18 protein-coding genes are annotated in these 15,170 nt (G+C 43.0%); 8 read left to right on the forward strand and 10 right to left on the reverse strand.

The features are described 5' to 3' along the window. Positions 1 to 65 precede the first annotated feature (65 nt). The 6 genes from V7K69_RS26105 to ffh form a co-directional block, all read right to left on the reverse strand. Positions 66 to 470 carry a ChuX/HutX family heme-like substrate-binding protein gene (locus tag V7K69_RS26105; RefSeq protein ID WP_335039787.1) on the reverse strand — a complete coding sequence of 135 codons (405 nt, stop codon included), beginning with the start codon at positions 468 to 470 and terminating at the stop codon, positions 66 to 68. Positions 471 to 547: 77 nt separating this feature from the next. Next, a complete protein-coding gene (locus V7K69_RS26110; protein WP_335039789.1) occupies positions 548 to 1,501 on the reverse strand; it encodes a PhoH family protein in 954 nt (317 codons plus the stop codon). Between the two features lie 167 nt (positions 1,502 to 1,668). Further along, positions 1,669 to 1,914, reverse strand: a complete 246-nt coding sequence (locus tag V7K69_RS26115; RefSeq protein WP_335039791.1) for a hypothetical protein — start codon at positions 1,912 to 1,914, stop codon at positions 1,669 to 1,671. A gap of 61 nt (positions 1,915 to 1,975) precedes the next feature. Beyond that, on the reverse strand, positions 1,976 to 2,410 hold the full coding sequence (locus tag V7K69_RS26120) for a KH domain-containing protein (protein ID WP_335039794.1): 435 nt from the start codon (positions 2,408 to 2,410) through the stop codon (positions 1,976 to 1,978). Continuing rightward, positions 2,373 to 2,633: a 30S ribosomal protein S16 gene (gene rpsP / locus V7K69_RS26125; protein ID WP_179067741.1), complete on the reverse strand. Its 261-nt coding sequence runs from the start codon at positions 2,631 to 2,633 to the stop codon at positions 2,373 to 2,375. Before rpsP ends, V7K69_RS26120 begins: the two co-directional genes overlap by 38 nt. Positions 2,634 to 2,859: 226 nt before the next feature. After that, positions 2,860 to 4,323, reverse strand: coding sequence for a signal recognition particle protein (ffh, locus tag V7K69_RS26130; RefSeq protein ID WP_335039796.1), 1,464 nt, complete (start codon positions 4,321 to 4,323; stop codon positions 2,860 to 2,862). Between the two features lie 215 nt (positions 4,324 to 4,538). Here ffh and V7K69_RS26135 point away from each other — a divergent pair, with 215 nt between their 5' ends. Then, positions 4,539 to 5,168 (forward strand): Uma2 family endonuclease, encoded by a 630-nt coding sequence (locus tag V7K69_RS26135; RefSeq protein WP_335039798.1) that lies wholly within the window; start codon positions 4,539 to 4,541, stop codon positions 5,166 to 5,168. A gap of 95 nt (positions 5,169 to 5,263) precedes the next feature. Further along, positions 5,264 to 5,455, forward strand: a complete 192-nt coding sequence (locus V7K69_RS26140) for a hypothetical protein (protein WP_335039801.1) — start codon at positions 5,264 to 5,266, stop codon at positions 5,453 to 5,455. Between the two features lie 4 nt (positions 5,456 to 5,459). Here the strand turns inward: V7K69_RS26140 and V7K69_RS26145 are convergent, their stop codons facing one another. Next, positions 5,460 to 5,963, reverse strand: coding sequence for a hypothetical protein (locus V7K69_RS26145; RefSeq protein ID WP_335039804.1), 504 nt, complete (start codon positions 5,961 to 5,963; stop codon positions 5,460 to 5,462). Between the two features lie 94 nt (positions 5,964 to 6,057). Here V7K69_RS26145 and V7K69_RS26150 point away from each other — a divergent pair, with 94 nt between their 5' ends. After that, on the forward strand, positions 6,058 to 6,456 hold the full coding sequence (locus tag V7K69_RS26150; RefSeq protein ID WP_335039806.1) for a hypothetical protein: 399 nt from the start codon (positions 6,058 to 6,060) through the stop codon (positions 6,454 to 6,456). Between the two features lie 31 nt (positions 6,457 to 6,487). On the opposite strand, the gene V7K69_RS26155 is transcribed toward V7K69_RS26150, so the two are convergent. Continuing rightward, positions 6,488 to 7,870: an aminopeptidase P family protein gene (locus V7K69_RS26155; protein WP_335039808.1), complete on the reverse strand. Its 1,383-nt coding sequence runs from the start codon at positions 7,868 to 7,870 to the stop codon at positions 6,488 to 6,490. A gap of 120 nt (positions 7,871 to 7,990) precedes the next feature. Beyond that, positions 7,991 to 8,248, reverse strand: coding sequence for a hypothetical protein (locus V7K69_RS26160; RefSeq protein WP_335039810.1), 258 nt, complete (start codon positions 8,246 to 8,248; stop codon positions 7,991 to 7,993). A 335-nt stretch (positions 8,249 to 8,583) separates the two neighbouring features. Between V7K69_RS26160 and V7K69_RS26165 the strand changes: the two genes are divergently transcribed. Together V7K69_RS26165 and V7K69_RS26170 are read left to right on the forward strand one after the other, a co-directional pair. Continuing rightward, the gene (locus V7K69_RS26165; protein WP_335039812.1) at positions 8,584 to 9,384 is read left to right on the forward strand and encodes a PhzF family phenazine biosynthesis protein; all 801 of its coding nucleotides are present in this window, start codon (positions 8,584 to 8,586) and stop codon (positions 9,382 to 9,384) included. Positions 9,385 to 9,557: 173 nt separating this feature from the next. Beyond that, complete coding sequence (locus V7K69_RS26170; protein WP_335039814.1) at positions 9,558 to 10,004, forward strand: DUF4332 domain-containing protein; 447 nt, start codon at positions 9,558 to 9,560, stop codon at positions 10,002 to 10,004. Positions 10,005 to 10,108: 104 nt separating this feature from the next. On the opposite strand, the gene V7K69_RS26175 is transcribed toward V7K69_RS26170, so the two are convergent. After that, positions 10,109 to 10,723 carry a TetR/AcrR family transcriptional regulator gene (locus V7K69_RS26175; protein WP_185585154.1) on the reverse strand — a complete coding sequence of 205 codons (615 nt, stop codon included), beginning with the start codon at positions 10,721 to 10,723 and terminating at the stop codon, positions 10,109 to 10,111. A gap of 149 nt (positions 10,724 to 10,872) precedes the next feature. On the opposite strand from V7K69_RS26175, the gene V7K69_RS26180 reads away from it, so the two are divergent. From V7K69_RS26180 to V7K69_RS26190, 3 genes are all read left to right on the forward strand, one after another. Next, positions 10,873 to 12,471 (forward strand): M16 family metallopeptidase, encoded by a 1,599-nt coding sequence (locus V7K69_RS26180; RefSeq protein ID WP_335039817.1) that lies wholly within the window; start codon positions 10,873 to 10,875, stop codon positions 12,469 to 12,471. Between the two features lie 46 nt (positions 12,472 to 12,517). Next, on the forward strand, positions 12,518 to 14,035 hold the full coding sequence (locus tag V7K69_RS26185; RefSeq protein WP_335039820.1) for a M16 family metallopeptidase: 1,518 nt from the start codon (positions 12,518 to 12,520) through the stop codon (positions 14,033 to 14,035). Between the two features lie 538 nt (positions 14,036 to 14,573). Next, a complete protein-coding gene (locus V7K69_RS26190; RefSeq protein ID WP_335039823.1) occupies positions 14,574 to 14,984 on the forward strand; it encodes a 2TM domain-containing protein in 411 nt (136 codons plus the stop codon). The last annotated feature ends 186 nt before the right edge of the window (positions 14,985 to 15,170 follow it).

Raw genomic sequence — 15,170 nt, forward strand, 5'->3', positions numbered from 1 at the left:
ATCTGGAGAAAAACTTGTGCTTAAATAATTGACATTTAAACCTAAATTAAGTTTATTTTTTTGACTTAAATCTCTGCTGTTAAAGGTTGCCAAACTTCCCCATATTTCTCCAGTAAAGTTTGCCAAGCTTCCACCTGTCCTGGTTCATATTCACCAGGTTTACCCCACTGTAAAAATAGGCTTAAAGCAGGCTCATGTTTATCATCTAAAAAACGAATAGCATAGGTTGTAAAGTTCCCTCTCTTCGCTTCACCAGTTTCAAATTTCACTTGAATAATTCTATCCATATTCAAGTGAAATTCAAAGCCCTCGGTGTGCATATTCGCATACTTACCTTTTGGTAATTCTGCATAAAATAGCTTTTCAACCTTGCCCCGTGCTTCTAATACAGCAGCACTGCTAGTAACAATTAGACGCAAGGTTCCAAGAGTCTCACAAGCTTCCAAAAATTCTTTTAATGTTGTGGTCATTTGTCATTTGTCCTTTGTCATTTGTTATTTGTCGTTGCTTAAACGATGAATCCTAACTAATGCCCAATTCCCAATTTCTATTTTTCGTATTGTTCATAAGCAGCAACAATACGTTGAACTAGAGGATGACGCACGACATCTTTTTGGGAAAATTCGCAAAAAGCAATACCTTCAACGTGTTTTAAAATTTGTAAAGCAACTCCTAAACCTGATTGTTGGTGAAGGGGTAAATCAGTTTGTGTCATATCGCCTGTAATCACCATCCGTGAACGGAAGCCCAAACGAGTCAAAACCATTTTCATCTGAGCGGGTGTAGTATTTTGAGCTTCATCGACAATGATAAAAGCGTTATTGAGGGTGCGTCCCCGCATATAGGCAAGTGGCGCGACTTCAATCACACCGCGTTCCATTAAACTAGGTACTTTTTCTGGGTCAATGAATTCATAAATAGCATCGTACAGTGGGCGAAGATAGGGATTAACTTTCTGCTGTAAGTCTCCAGGCAAAAAACCGAGTTTTTCACCGGCTTCGACAGCAGGGCGAGTTAAAATTAGCTTTTCAACTTGATTGGACAGGAGTGCTTGTACGGCGACAACAACGGCCAGATAAGTCTTGCCAGTACCAGCAGGCCCAATCCCAAAGGTGAGATCGCGCCTACGGAGTGCGTCGATATATTGACGCTGGCGAAAGGTTTTAGCACGGACTTCTTCGCCACGGCGACTTTTGGCAAGGACATCTCGCTGTAAATCTTGCAGTTCCCCTTGCCGATCGCTATCTATGGCTTGACGGGCTGTTAAAATATCGGCACTAGTGATGGTATTGCCTTTAATCCAGAGGTTTTCAAGCGATCGCACTAATCGAGAAGCCAGATCAATTTGCCCCTCAGTACCAGAAATCAATAATTCTTGCCCGCGTAAAACTAAAGTGGCTCCTGTTTGGCGAGATAGGATTTTGAGATTTTCTTCTCCATCTCCCCCAAGAGCGATCGCACTAGCAACATTAGGCAGCTGAATTGTTAAAGCACCTGCCATAGTATTTTTTAATTCGTAAGGATCTATTTTTGACAAAGGTTAATATTTTTTCGCTAAAAACGAAATTACGCTTTTTACTTACATTTTAGAAAAATATTTGCAACAAATTATCGACACTGGTCAAAAAGAGGAAAAGCGCAGGAGGCGGGGAGCAGGGGGGAGAATCCCTATAAATGAATGTATTGGCTATGAAGTAAGGATGTATTGTTTTTCGTGTTACACATCTCATTCGCGCAGCGTCCCGTAGGCGTAATAAATACTTTTACTTTGAGCATAAATAAATTTAGTTGCTCTTCTAACCCTTGTGACAGTGTAATTCCAGTATATTTATCCCTGCCCCCTGCCCCCTGCTCCCCTGCCTCTTCGGTGAAGAGTTCAAAAAAAGATCCAAAAATCTTTTTGCTACTTTCCATGTTTACAAAAATTCTGAGCGGTTGTAGTTACCTCCGCTCAGATTTGCTCTCTAGTTTTAACCTAGCGGAGGCGGGGTTTAACAATGGGTTTAGGCCCATCATTTCCACGCGCTTCTCTCCTAGTCGGTGGTGGCGATCGCTCTTCTGTGTCTTCATCAAAAGACATACCTTCACGGCCCGGAGTGGTACTGCCGTAGATATCCAGGTATGCTGATTGTCCAGCTGCGGCTGCGGCTGCGGCAATTATTGTACGAATCGCCTGAATATTGCGTCCCCCTCGACCAAACACTTTCCCTTTATCTGTGCTTTCAAAGGCGATGCGAACCCAAACCCGGTTGAGGGCCTGAGAAATTTCACAATCGACGCTTAAAGTCTCTGGAGATTCCAAAAACGGCTGCACTAAAAACCGAACCAGATCAACATAGTTGGGACTGGCTGTTGGCAATTTTGTTCCGAAATTATGATGCGGCTGTTGCACTGACCTGTTCAAAAACATTAGCTTTTACTAGAATGCGACGTACCGTGTCAGTGGGTTGAGCGCCTTGTTGTAGTCGCTTGACGATGCCGGGAACGTCTAATCGCACTTCATCAGTTCTGGGGTTATAAAATCCCAATTCTTCTAGGGGACGGCCATCACGGCGAGCGAGGTTGTTAATGGCGATAATGCGGTAACTTGCTTCCCGTTTTTTACCGAATCGCTTCAAGCGCAGTTTGATCATGTTGAAGAATCATTCTCCTGTTTAGATATTATTTAGCAACTAGTGGGTGAGGAAGCAACCTAAATCTGGCTATTGCCGAGAAATTGAGGGTTAGTTTCCTCTGCTGATAAATTCTGAGGTCGAAATGCTAATTTTAGCACTGCCTAGCATTTGCTGCTATTAGTCCTTTGTCATTTGTCATTTGTCCTTTGTCATTGGTTAATGACTAATGACCAATGACTATTGACTAAAGATTGCCGAACCCTTTTTTCTTTTTCTCTTTGGTTTTTTTCTTTTTCGTGCCTGCATCACCACCATAACCCCGCCATCCGGGGGCTGCGGGACGATTGCCAGCACCTGCGAAGGCGTTGCCCATGCCGCCACCGCCGAACATTCCCGGCATTCCAGGGAAGCCACCTTGACCCATTTGCTGCATGAGCGATCGCATTTTTTGGAAATCACCCACCAATTTAGTCACGTCTGACTCTCTATAACCCGAGCCAGCAGCAATGCGCCGCCGCCGACTGGGAGAACTGGCTAATAAATCAGGGTCATGGCGTTCTTGGCGAGTCATGGAGTTAATCATCGCCTCACAGCGCTTAAGCTGGGTTTCTCCCTGCTTAAGCTGATCGTCTGAAAGCTTGTTCATCCCTGGAATCATCTTGATGAAGCCTCCCAGAGAACCCATGTTTTTCAGCATCCGCAACTGCTTGAGAAAGTCTGTAAAGTCAAACTTTGCTGACAGGATTTTCTCCTGCATTTTCTCAGCATCTGCTAAATCGAACTCTTCTTGGGCTTTTTCTACCAGGGTTAGCACATCGCCCATTCCCAAAATCCGGGATGCCATGCGATCGGGGTAAAAGGGTTGCAGTGCCTCGACTTTTTCACCCACGCCCACAAATTTAATCGGCGCTCCCGAAATCTTTCGCACCGAAAGCGCTGCACCACCACGGCTATCACCATCCATTTTGGTGAGAATTGCCCCAGTAATTCCGATTTGATCGTGGAAGGTGCGAGTCAGATTTGCTGCCTCTTGACCAGTCATCGCGTCCACCACCAGCAGAGTTTCATGGGGTTGGACAGTTGCTTTGATGCGGGCTAATTCCGCCATCATATCTTCGTCAATTTGCAGGCGGCCAGCAGTATCAATAATTACTGTATTTACACCCTCTGCTCTAGCGCGTTCTACGCCCTGTCGAGCAATTTCTACGGGATCTGCGTCGCTTCCTAGTTCAAATACTGGTACGTCAATTTGCTTACCCAACGTCAGTAACTGGTCGATCGCGGCTGGGCGATATACGTCTGTTGCTACCAACAAACAGCTACGATCTAATTTTCTCAGATGTAAAGCTAACTTAGCTGTGGCTGTGGTTTTACCAGTACCTTGCAAACCAGCCATCAACACAATAGTAGGCTTTTCCTTCGCTTCTGCGATGGGAACATTTTCTTCTCCCATCACTTCCACCAGTTCATCGTGAACAATTTTGATGAACTGTTGGTCAGGTCGCACGCCAGTAACCACCTCAGCTCCCTGGGCTTTGGCTTCGACTTCGCTAATAAAATCTTTGACTACCTGGAGATTGACATCTGCCTCCAACAAGGCGCGGCGCACTTCGCGCAATGCATCTTGAATGTTGGATTGAGAAATTTTGTCCTGTCCCCGCAGTTTTTTCCAGGCGGCTTCTAAACGGTCAGATAGAGCATCAAACATAATGTAATTACAGGTAGTTCGCCAATGAGGAATCTTGAACCGCCGATGAATGCGATTCCGAATTTCCGCTAAATTTTAAACGTGCTATTTACCAGCTTAGTAGTTTTCACCGCGACTGTAGCAACCAGATACCTACCTTTATTGAAGATTGAACTTAAAGTACAATTAGGCGAAGAAGGGCTATTGTACAGCGAGAACCTACATCAAATATCGCTATGACTAGCAACACACTGCTTCAACCCACAGAAATCATCCACCTATCGGGTATCAGTTGGCAAACTTATGAAAACTTGCTAACTGAACTTAGTGCTAGTCGCCGCCTCCGGCTTACTTACAATCGAAGTACTTTAGAAATCATGGTTCCTTCACCAGAACATGAACGGTACAAAAGAATTGCGGGTCGATTTGTCGAAACTCTCGCAGAAGAACTAGAAGTTAGAATTGACTGCCTTGGTTCTACCACTTTTAAACGGCCAGAACTGAGTGGTGCAGAACCAGATGAATGCTTTTACATTGAAAATATTAATTTCATAAAAGGCAAAAAAAGAATAGATTTAGCGCAAGATCCGCCACCAGATTTGGTAGTAGAAATCGATATTACTAGCAGTTCTAAAAATCGCTTTGAAGTCTATGCTGATATGGGTGTGCCTGAAATCTGGCTTTATGATGGCAATTTTTTTAGTATTAACGTTTTACAAAATCAGCAATATCTATCTGTTGAACAAAGTTTAGCATTTCCCAATCTGCCATTAACAGAGATTTCTAATTTTTTAGAGCAGGTGGGAGAAAAAGATTATTTGGAATTAGTTAAAGAATTCCGTCAATGGGTTAGAAGCAAAATTTAATATCAAAATAATAGACATCTCCAGAAATTAAATATGCGTCACCCGAAAACCTTGTAGAGACGTAGGATTGCTACCTCTCTACGTCTTTTCTGGAGATGTCTAATGATGTCGGGTTGAATGGCGATCGCATTCTTGAGTTAATCTACAGGGAAGCAGCAGTGGCAGCTTTGGCAGAATACGAACAGTTTGGCTGTCCCGGAATCCCAACTTGGGTAGTCAATGGTGAGAGATTTTGGGGAAAGGATCGCGTTGATTGGGTTGTCGAAAAGGTAAAGCAATTATCTTAATTTCTCAAGAGTCGCCCTTTGATGATTTAGTTGCTGCTGGTTTTGAAGGCTGTTGTTGATAAAAACGGACAACTTTTTGCACATACTCAGCAGTGAAGCCTTTGTTACAACCTGTATAGCTACCAGTCATCCACCAACAAGCTGCACCACGCACAGATGCAATTTCATTATTAGTAGCGCGAAACTGATTGGTTAACTCACGGCGGGTAATGCAAGAGATAACTTGGCGGGCGATCGCAGGATTGTTTTCAAACTGTGTCGGTGTTAGTTCTCGTTTGAGACAAGTTCTTGTCCAGCCTTTGAGGGTTTCTGGTTTCACTTGCCATTCGCTGTAATATCCATCATTGGGATTTTTGGTCTGCGGTGCAGCTTGTCGCAATGCCTCTACCATCGCTGCAACTTGAGTATCAGAAACCCGTACTGGCTGCTGTGCTTGAGCTAATAATGGCAATAGTCCGAAGCTGACAATAACTCCGTTGAGCAGTAAGCCTATGGAGGTTTTTCTCATGAATTTGAAATTCTTTTAGATATTATGAGGTATCATATTATATTTTTGTTTTGCGGTGCCAATTAACAAACATGAGAGTAGTTTTATTTTTACTATGCAAATAGCCAAACGTGATGATTGGAAAACAGAAGAGATGCCTTCTGCATCGACAAATTTAACCGTAGAAAAAGTTTACTCGCAAGAAGAATTTAACCGAATTGCTGCTGGAATTATTCCAGAGCAGATGGAAGATAAGTGGTTCATTTTCTATGAGGCTCCTTGGCTATACTTGCATCGTAGTTGGACTGGTTTTTGCATTTTTAAAGTGCGTTTTCAGGTACTTGGAGAAAGTGTAAAAATTGTTGAAGTGCAGGTAAATCGAGATCCAGCAGAGTACTCTAATACCGACGATGAGCGCGATGCCTCTATGTTAGAAATCTTGCTGGATTCACGAGCTAAACGTGATGTACGAAATCAAATGCTCGGCTACATCAAAGGTGAATCCAGTAATTAAACACCCTTTATGGATGCCTGTCAGTATGAACTCAGCCATTAACTAAATTTTCTATAGTATCAGCATCATTTGGTAATGCAGCTGTTAAAACTTCGCTACCTTCTGCCGTAACTAGAACATCATCTTCTATGCGGATTCCGCGCACATCGGCAAATTCAGATAAACGTTGCCAGTTCACCACATTCTGATATTTTGAGCGAACATTGGCATCATTTAAAATTGCTGGTACTTGATAAAAACCAGGTTCAATTGTTACCAACATTCCTGGACGCAGGGGACGATTTAAGCGGAGGTAGCTTAAGCCAAAGTGATCGCTCCTTTTCCGTCCTTCTTCATAACCTGCTAAATCTCCCAAATCTTCCATATCATGGACATCTAAACCCAGTAGATGACCGATACCATGTGGGAAAAACAGCGCGTGGGCATCCATCTCTACTAAATATTGGGGATTCCCTTGGAAAATGCCTAACTCTACTAAACCTTCAGCTATAACGGTGGCAGCCAATAGATGAATATCCTCATACTCTACACCAGGCTGTATTTTGGCAATGCAAGCATCATGAGCGGCCAGCACTACATTATAAATATCTCTCTGGGTAGATGAAAACTTACCGGAAACTGGCCATGTACGAGTGACATCACCTGCCCAACCCATCTCAGTTTCAGCGCCAACATCGGCAAGTAGTAAATCACCTGGTTGCAAGGGGTGGTGATAGTGTTCGTTATGCAAAACTTCGCCGTGAACGGTGACAATACTGTTGTAAGAGGTGGTCATATTGTGGGCAATAATTACCCCTTCCATCGCGGCGCGAACTTCTGCTTCTAGTTTGGCTTGAGGTGTTGCTGCCATCCCAGCTTTGTGTGCTTCAACAGTGACAGCAGCAGCTTTTCGCAACTCGGTTAATGCAGCTTCATCGTGAGTGAGGCGGATAGAGGCGATCGCTTTAGCTAAATCTAAGTCAATTCCTTGGGGGGGACTTTGGGGTAAAACCCATCTATTTAATAGCTGCGATTGTTGCGTCCATGTCGCTGCATCTTGTACAGCAAGTGTGACAGCATCTTCCACCCAAGACTCTAATTCTGTCATTGGCCGAGCCACATCTGCCCCAATCTTCTGGGCGATTTCATTGCGCGTTGGCATTTCTCCATGCCAAAGGGTGCTACTAGGTGATGGATCGTCCATGAATAGTTCTAGCTTTCCCCCTTCTAAACGAATTGCCGCATTTGATAATGGCAGTCCGGCAAAATAAAGGAAATGACTGTTAGCGCGAAACGGAAAAGGATTTGCCGGAAAGTTGCGAGGACTGTTGCTACCTGACCACAGAATTACGGGAAACTTAATGAGGTTTGCTAGTTTTTGCCGTCGGAGACGTAAACAATCGACGAAGGAAGTAGAAGTTTGTGGGATAAGCATAAATCGAAACCCAAGGTTATAGTTTTGCCTTTATTTAAGTAAGTTGGCGCAATTAAAGTTAACTGGCTAAGGCTGTCCTTTGTCATTGGTCATTAGTAAGGGTTTTAAGTGCCAACTTATTTAGTCGTTATCATCTTTTTCGTCTTTATCGTCGTGTTTATCATCTTTGCGATCGCTATTTTTGTCATCATCATCTTTATCGTTCTGGTTAGGCTGTTGGCTAGGTTGTACGACTGGTTTTTGTTGCTCTGTTGGTGCAAGTGGCTGTGGTACTTCAACAGCACAACTAACTAATCCTCCAGAAATTAGCGCTAAGTTGACAGCAGCAAAGATGCTTTTGAAAATTTTTATCCCCATATTTCCGTTTTGCTTGAACATTTACCCTAGTTTGTGGAGATTGTATTCCTAATTTATAAGGTACTGTATATGGCGATTTCCATTTTGATGTAACAGCATGGTTGTGTGCCCTTATGAACCAGTGGCTGTATTCCACATCGAAAATCCCTATAGACTAATACGTTTGGGTTAAAGCTATAAATTTTTGGCTTTGCAACAAGGCGCAGAGGATACAGAAAGAAACAATAAATGCTTAAATAAACTTTAGTGCGCTATAGACGCGTAGTAATGAGCTTAAAAATAATTTTAACTAGCGGCATAAATCTCTAAGAGACTCCTGATAAGTATATTGCTGTCTAATTTTTAAGGTGACTCTAATGGGACAAATCATTACTCAGGTTGATGCTTTTACCAATAGACCTTTCGCAGGAAATCCTGCTGCTGTCTGTGTTTTGCTTAGTCGCCAAAATGAACGCTGGATGCAGAATGTGGCCCAGGAGATGAATTTATCTGAGACAGCTTTTCTATTTAGACAGGATGATGGCTTCAATCTGCGTTGGTTTACGCCGACGATAGAAGTGCCTCTTTGTGGTCACGCAACCTTAGCTAGTGCCCATGTACTTTGGTCAGAGGGGCATTTGTCAGAGAATAAAGTTGCGCGGTTCTACACCAAAAGCGGAGTGCTGATTGCTAAGTTGCAAGATGAGTGGATTGAGTTAGATTTTCCTGTTAATCACTCACAAGAAACAATCGCCCCACGAGAACTTAAGGCTGCTTTAGGTGTACCATACAAATCTGTTTTTTTAAATTCTTTTGGCTATTTAGTGGAATTGGAATCTGAAGATTTGGTACGGCAAGTACAGCCAAATTTTCAAATATTAAAAACTTTGCCTATTTCTGAGATCATTGTCACCAGCCTTACCGACTCTGATTCTGAATATGATTTCGTCTCTCGTTTATTTGCACCGGGTTTAGGAATTGATGAAGATCCTGTAACTGGTGCTACCCATTGCTGTCTTGCTCCCTTCTGGCGCGATCGCTTACACAAAGATGAGTTATTGGCTTATCAAGCATCTCGTCGCGGTGGAGTGGTAAAAGTACGATATACCGGAGGCGATCGCGTTTTTATCGCTGGACAAGCGGTAACTGTTCTGCGAGGTGAGTTATTTAGCATTTGAAGGAGACAGGAGGCAGAAGGCAGGAGGTTTTGTTCAGAAGGGGATTCTGACTCCTCCCAGTCAAAACAATCGCATTGTCAGGCGATACAATAGGATTGTCAGTTGATGCAATAGCATTGTTAGTCAAAACAATTGCATTGTCAGTCGATGCAATGGCAATATTTAGTTTTAAAATGTCTACTAAAAATGCAAATAATCGAAATCTGGTCGCATCTCGTGACTGGCCAATCGAGCAATTACCCGGACTGAGCCACGAGGAACAATCACAACTGCAAAATTGTGGAATTAGTAGCACAGTAGCGCTAGTCAGACAAGGAAAGACTTTAGAGGCACGGCTGGCGTTAGCAAATAAATTACAAATTCATCTTCAGTATGTAAATAAATGGATGGCTTTAGCTGACTTGGCGCGTATTCCCAGCGTAGGCATACAATATTGTGGTTTATTGCTCCACGCAGGGATTGGTTCTGTAACCCAGTTGGCACAGACTCCCACTCACAGATTGCACCAACAAATTATGCGCTTGCAAGTAGCAACAATGCAGCGACGAGATTTGTGTCCAGCAATTGAGCTAGTACAACAGTGGAGTCAGCAAGCGAAAATAGTGCTGAATGGAGAATAGAGAATGGGGAATGGGGAATGGGGAATTATTTAACAACTCTCTCTCTTGTCTCCCCCCTCTTCCTTGTCTCCCTTGTCTCTTCTTCATATTTAATGCCCAATCCCCTAATCTTTAACCAAGACACCATTGAGGAAAATATCAGCTAGTCCTTCGGCCATTTCCTGCATTTGTTGGGGGGAAGCGTCAGGTTCGATGATGGTGTTGTTAGAAAAACCTGCGATCGCAAACATTCCTAAGAAGACTTTAGCAACTAGCTTTGCATCCGTTTTGCGATAAATGCCTTTATCCATTGCTGTTTGAAAGAATGCTTCACCGACATCAGTCATTTTGGTAATGACTTCTAATTGAATGCGATCGCGCAAATCGGGGTGAAACTGCACCTCCATAAAACAAACGCGCATCAAATCAGCATTTTTTTGAAAGTTCCACATCCGACGACGCATCACTTGAGCTACAGCTTTATAGCTGCCCATTTCACTTAATTCTGTTAGCAAATCTGTTAAAATTTCTACCCAGCCACTCGTCGCTACTTCCACTAAAATTGCTTTTTTATTGGGAAAATGACGAAATAGAGTGCCTTCAGCTACACCTGCCGCCTGCGCTAAATCACGGGTGGTAGTGCCGTCAAATCCTTGAGAGGCGAACAACCTTTGTGCTGCCTGTAAAATCCGGGTGCGCGTCTGAGCCTCAGAGGGTGGGGAAGAATTAAAAACTCGCATAACAGTTATGGTGAAATGTGCGGAACACGATTTGTAGCATTATTGTCTAACGTCAAGTAAAAAAGCTCAACAAGCTTAATACAACATTAACGTCCTTTTGCTAAGTATCCTGTTTCTCAGGTAGTGTAACTTTATCTTAAATTTTGCTTATGAACCAGATCAGTCGGTCAATTTTGGATTTATTACGGCGGTTGTTTGTCACTTTGTTGGCTTTGATCGTTTTCTGGTGGGGATTACTACCAGAAATTGCTCTGGCTCAAACTCAAATTGCACCTCCTCAAGAAACCAAAACTCAAACTCCACCAGTTCAAAGTTCAATCCAACCTTATCTGGATCGAGTCATTAAACAGTTAACGGAGTTTCGCCTCGACAATGGTCTAAAATTCCTTGTCTTAGAACGGCATCAAGCGCCTGTGGTTTCCTTCCTGACTTATGCAAATGTTGGTGGTGTGGATGAGCCAAATGGTAAAACTGGTGTAGCTCACTTTCTGGAACATTTGGCGTTTAAAGGTACAACGCGCATTGGTACACAAGACTACAAAGCAGAAAAACCTCTACTAGATAGATTGCAGCAGTTAGATACTCAAATTAAAGCAGCGAAAGCCGATGGCAAAAAAGATGAGGTTGCGCGGTTAGAAACTGAGTTTAAGCAAGTAGAATCACAAGCAGGTAAGCTTGTCAAGCAAAACGAATTGGGACAAATTGTCGAACAAGCGGGAGGTGTGGGTTTAAATGCCAATACTTCAACCGAAGCTACTCGTTATTTTTACAGTTTTCCTGCCAATAAGCTGGAACTGTGGATGTCGTTGGAGTCGGAACGATTTCTCGATCCGGTAATTCGTCGTGAGTTTTATAAAGAGAAAGATGTAATTTTAGAAGAACGACGGATGCGGATAGAGAATTCACCCATTGGACAAATGGTGGAAAAGTTTATCGATACTGCTTACAAAGTCCATCCCTACAAGCGTCCGGTGATTGGTTATGACCAAGATATTCGCAATTTGACACCAGATGATGTCCAAAATTTCTTTGATACTCACTATGTACCAAGTAATTTAGCGATCGCTATTGTCGGAGATGTTAACCCAGCTGAGGTGAAAAAACTGGCGCAAACTTATTTTGGCCGCTATAAAGCAAAAACCAAAGCTGTTGCACAAATCCCGGTGGAACCGCCACAAAAACAAACACAAGAAGTTACTGTACAACTTCCTTCTCAACCCTGGTATTTAGAAGGTTATCATCGTCCGGCAGTTACCGATCCAGATAATGCAACCTATGAAATCATTGGCAGTTTGTTAAGTGATGGGCGCACGTCGCGCTTGTATAAATCTTTGGTAGAAAAACAGCGTTTGGCGCTAAATGCTCAAGGTTACAGTGGGTTTCCTGGAGATAAGTATCCAAACCTGATATTTTTCTATGCTCTCACGGCTCCTGGTCATACAGTTGATGAAGTGGCGGTGGCTTTGCGCCAAGAAATTGACAAATTAAAAACTGAACCTGTAGCGGCGGTTGATTTGGAACGGGTGAAAACCCAAGCACGGGCGGGTTTGCTGCGTACCCTAGATTCAAATATGGGGATGGCTCAACAGTTGTTGGAATATGAGGTGAAAACTGGCTCTTGGCGGAATTTGTTTAAGCAGTTGGATGATATTTCGGCGGTAACGACGGCTGATATTGTGCGAGTGGCGAAGGAGACTTTTACGCCGGGGAATCGCACGATTGGGAAGTTGTTGTCGAAGGAAGGATAAGAGAAACGAACCGCCAAGTCGCCAAGGTCGCAAAGGAAGAAAAGATATGCAGAGGTATAAGGTGAAGGGTAAAAGGTCTATAGCGTTGAAAATCAAAAATGGGAAGGGGTTAATTTATGCTTTGGTTGCTGTTTTTGCATGTTTACTTTTAACTTGTAATTTTTCTCTGGCGGCGACGACTGAGGCAAAGCATTATAGTGAGTTGCAGTTGCCAGCGCTACCTGAGATTAAAATACCGAAATATGAACGGTTTGTGCTTCAAAATGGCTTGGTTGTCTATTTGATGGAGGATCACGAATTGCCGTTGGTGAATGGAACGGCGTTTGTGCGGACAGGAAATCGCTTGGAACCAATGGAGAAAGTCGGGTTAGCTGGTTTTACGGGCGCGGTAATGCGAACTGGGGGAACTAAGCAACATTCGGCTGATGAACTCAATGAGATGTTGGAACAACGGGCGGCATCTGTAGAAGCTAGTATTGGCGAAGGTTCTGGTAGTGCTAGCTTTGATGCGCTGAGTGAAGATTTAGAAACGGTGTTTGGGCTATTTGCCGAGGTGCTGCGATCGCCAGCATTTGCTCAAGAAAAGCTAGACTTAGCGAAAACTCAAGCTAAGGGTGGCATTGCCCGTCGCAATGATAATCCAGATGGGATTGCCAGTCGAGAATTTAAGAAATTGATCTATGGGAAAGATAGTCCATACTCTCGCACCATAGAGTATGCAACGGTGGATAAGGTTGAGCGTGAGGATTTGATCAACTTTTATCAGCAATATTTCCACCCCAATAATATAATTTTGGGGATTGTGGGGGATTTTAACTCTAAGAAAATGCGATCGCTCATTCAAGCTAAGTTTGGCGATTGGAACCGCAACCCAGGTATTGCTAAACCCAAATTACCATCGGTTTCGCCAGCTAACACAGGTGGAGTGTTTTTTGTCAATCAGCCACAATTAACCCAAAGTAGTGTACTTATCGGCCATTTAGGTGGACGGTTCGACAGCCCCGATTATGCGGCGCTGGATGTCTTGAATGGGGTGTTAAATGGATTTGGTGGACGCTTATTTAATGAATTGCGATCGCGCCAAGGTTTAGCTTACTCTGTTTATGGCCAGTGGAGTCCCCGCTATGACTATCCTGGGATGTTTATTGCTGGTGGACAAACGCGATCAGATGCTACCGTGCAGTTTGTCAAAGCCTTACAAGCTGAAATCAAGCGAATTCAAACTCAAAGAGTGACAGCAAAAGAACTGGCTTTTGCCAAAGAGTCTACACTCAACTCCTTTGTATTCAACTTTCAAGACCCCAGCCAAACCTTATCACGGTTGATGCGATACGAATATTATGGCTATCCGGCTGATTTTCTTTTTCGCTATCAAAAAGCCGTCGCCGCCACTACAGCTGCTGACGTGCAACGGGTAGCACGAGAATATCTCAAGCCTGAAAAGATTGTGACTCTAGTAGTCGGGAATCAAGCTGCCATTCAACCGCCATTGACGCAGCTAGCAACAAAGGTGACACCAATAGATGTAACGATTCCTGGTTCGCAACCACAGGCGAAGAATTAATCCAAGTTGCGATCGTAACAATAAGTAGAGACGCGATTTATCGCGTCTTTACTCTTTTAGGGAGACATTGCAGACATCACTACAAGATATCGTTCATATCATGTCCAGCTGATTAGTTATAATTTCCACATCTGTGCAAACACCATTTTCTTGCCCAATCAGATTTTTTAGTCACCTGGCTTTTTTGCTTGAAACGCTTGTAAATCAGCGCCTTTTAGGTAATGAAACAGCCCTGTCTAAAAAAGGGGGGAACCCGGAGTAAAAGTTCCTCTTTTTAAGGGGGATTTAGGGGGATCTAAACGTTTTTTTTACCGAGAAGAGAACTTTTCAAACATTCTCTATCTAAGCGAAAATAAGGGTTTAGGTATTGACAAATACAGTAGCCATAAATCAGTTATGAGAAAATAATAAGGTTGTGAATGTCACTAAGTATTGGGTGCAAAATGTGGAGACGTTCGCTAACTGAATTGAACGAAGCCTATTGAAAACTTCGTGAAATCAAAAGCGCATTTACACACAAACTTATAAGGTAGTTAAAATGACTTACGATTCAGAAGATGTGCAAAAAATCCTTGAAATAGCACTCACCCGGAAACAGGAAGGTGAATTTTCACGAGAACAGCTTATAGAAATGGCATCTGAGTTAGGCATTTCTTCTGATATTTTGGAAAAAACTGAAAAAAAGTGGTTAGTTCAGCAAGAAGAAGAACGGTCACGACGCACATTTAATACTTTCCGACGCAGAGCTTTTTGGGGGCATTTTGTTTCCTTCTTGGCAGTGAATTTATTCCTCATTCTCTTGAATTTAATCACTAGTCCTAGTTATTTTTGGGCTATTTTCCCAGCATTAGGATGGGGGTTAGGATTATTTTTTCATTGGTGGGGGGTTTATCATAGTAAATCAGAGGATTACGAGATTGCTTTTCAGAAATGGCGTTCACAAATTTAACTAAAATTCAAGTCAGACTCTGATAATTTTTGGGGCGATCGCTTCACTAGTACACCACGGCGAAAATAAAAATACTATTTCAAATGGCGCAAAAGCTGGGAATATAATTCTTTTGACTTTTGACTGCCGCCTTGCGGTACTAGTAGTCTATGTCATTAATTTTGCGGCGCTGCTAGATCCCCTATA

It is taken from the genome of Nostoc sp., from assembly GCF_036917775.1.
Classification (GTDB): domain Bacteria; phylum Cyanobacteriota; class Cyanobacteriia; order Cyanobacteriales; family Nostocaceae; genus Nostoc.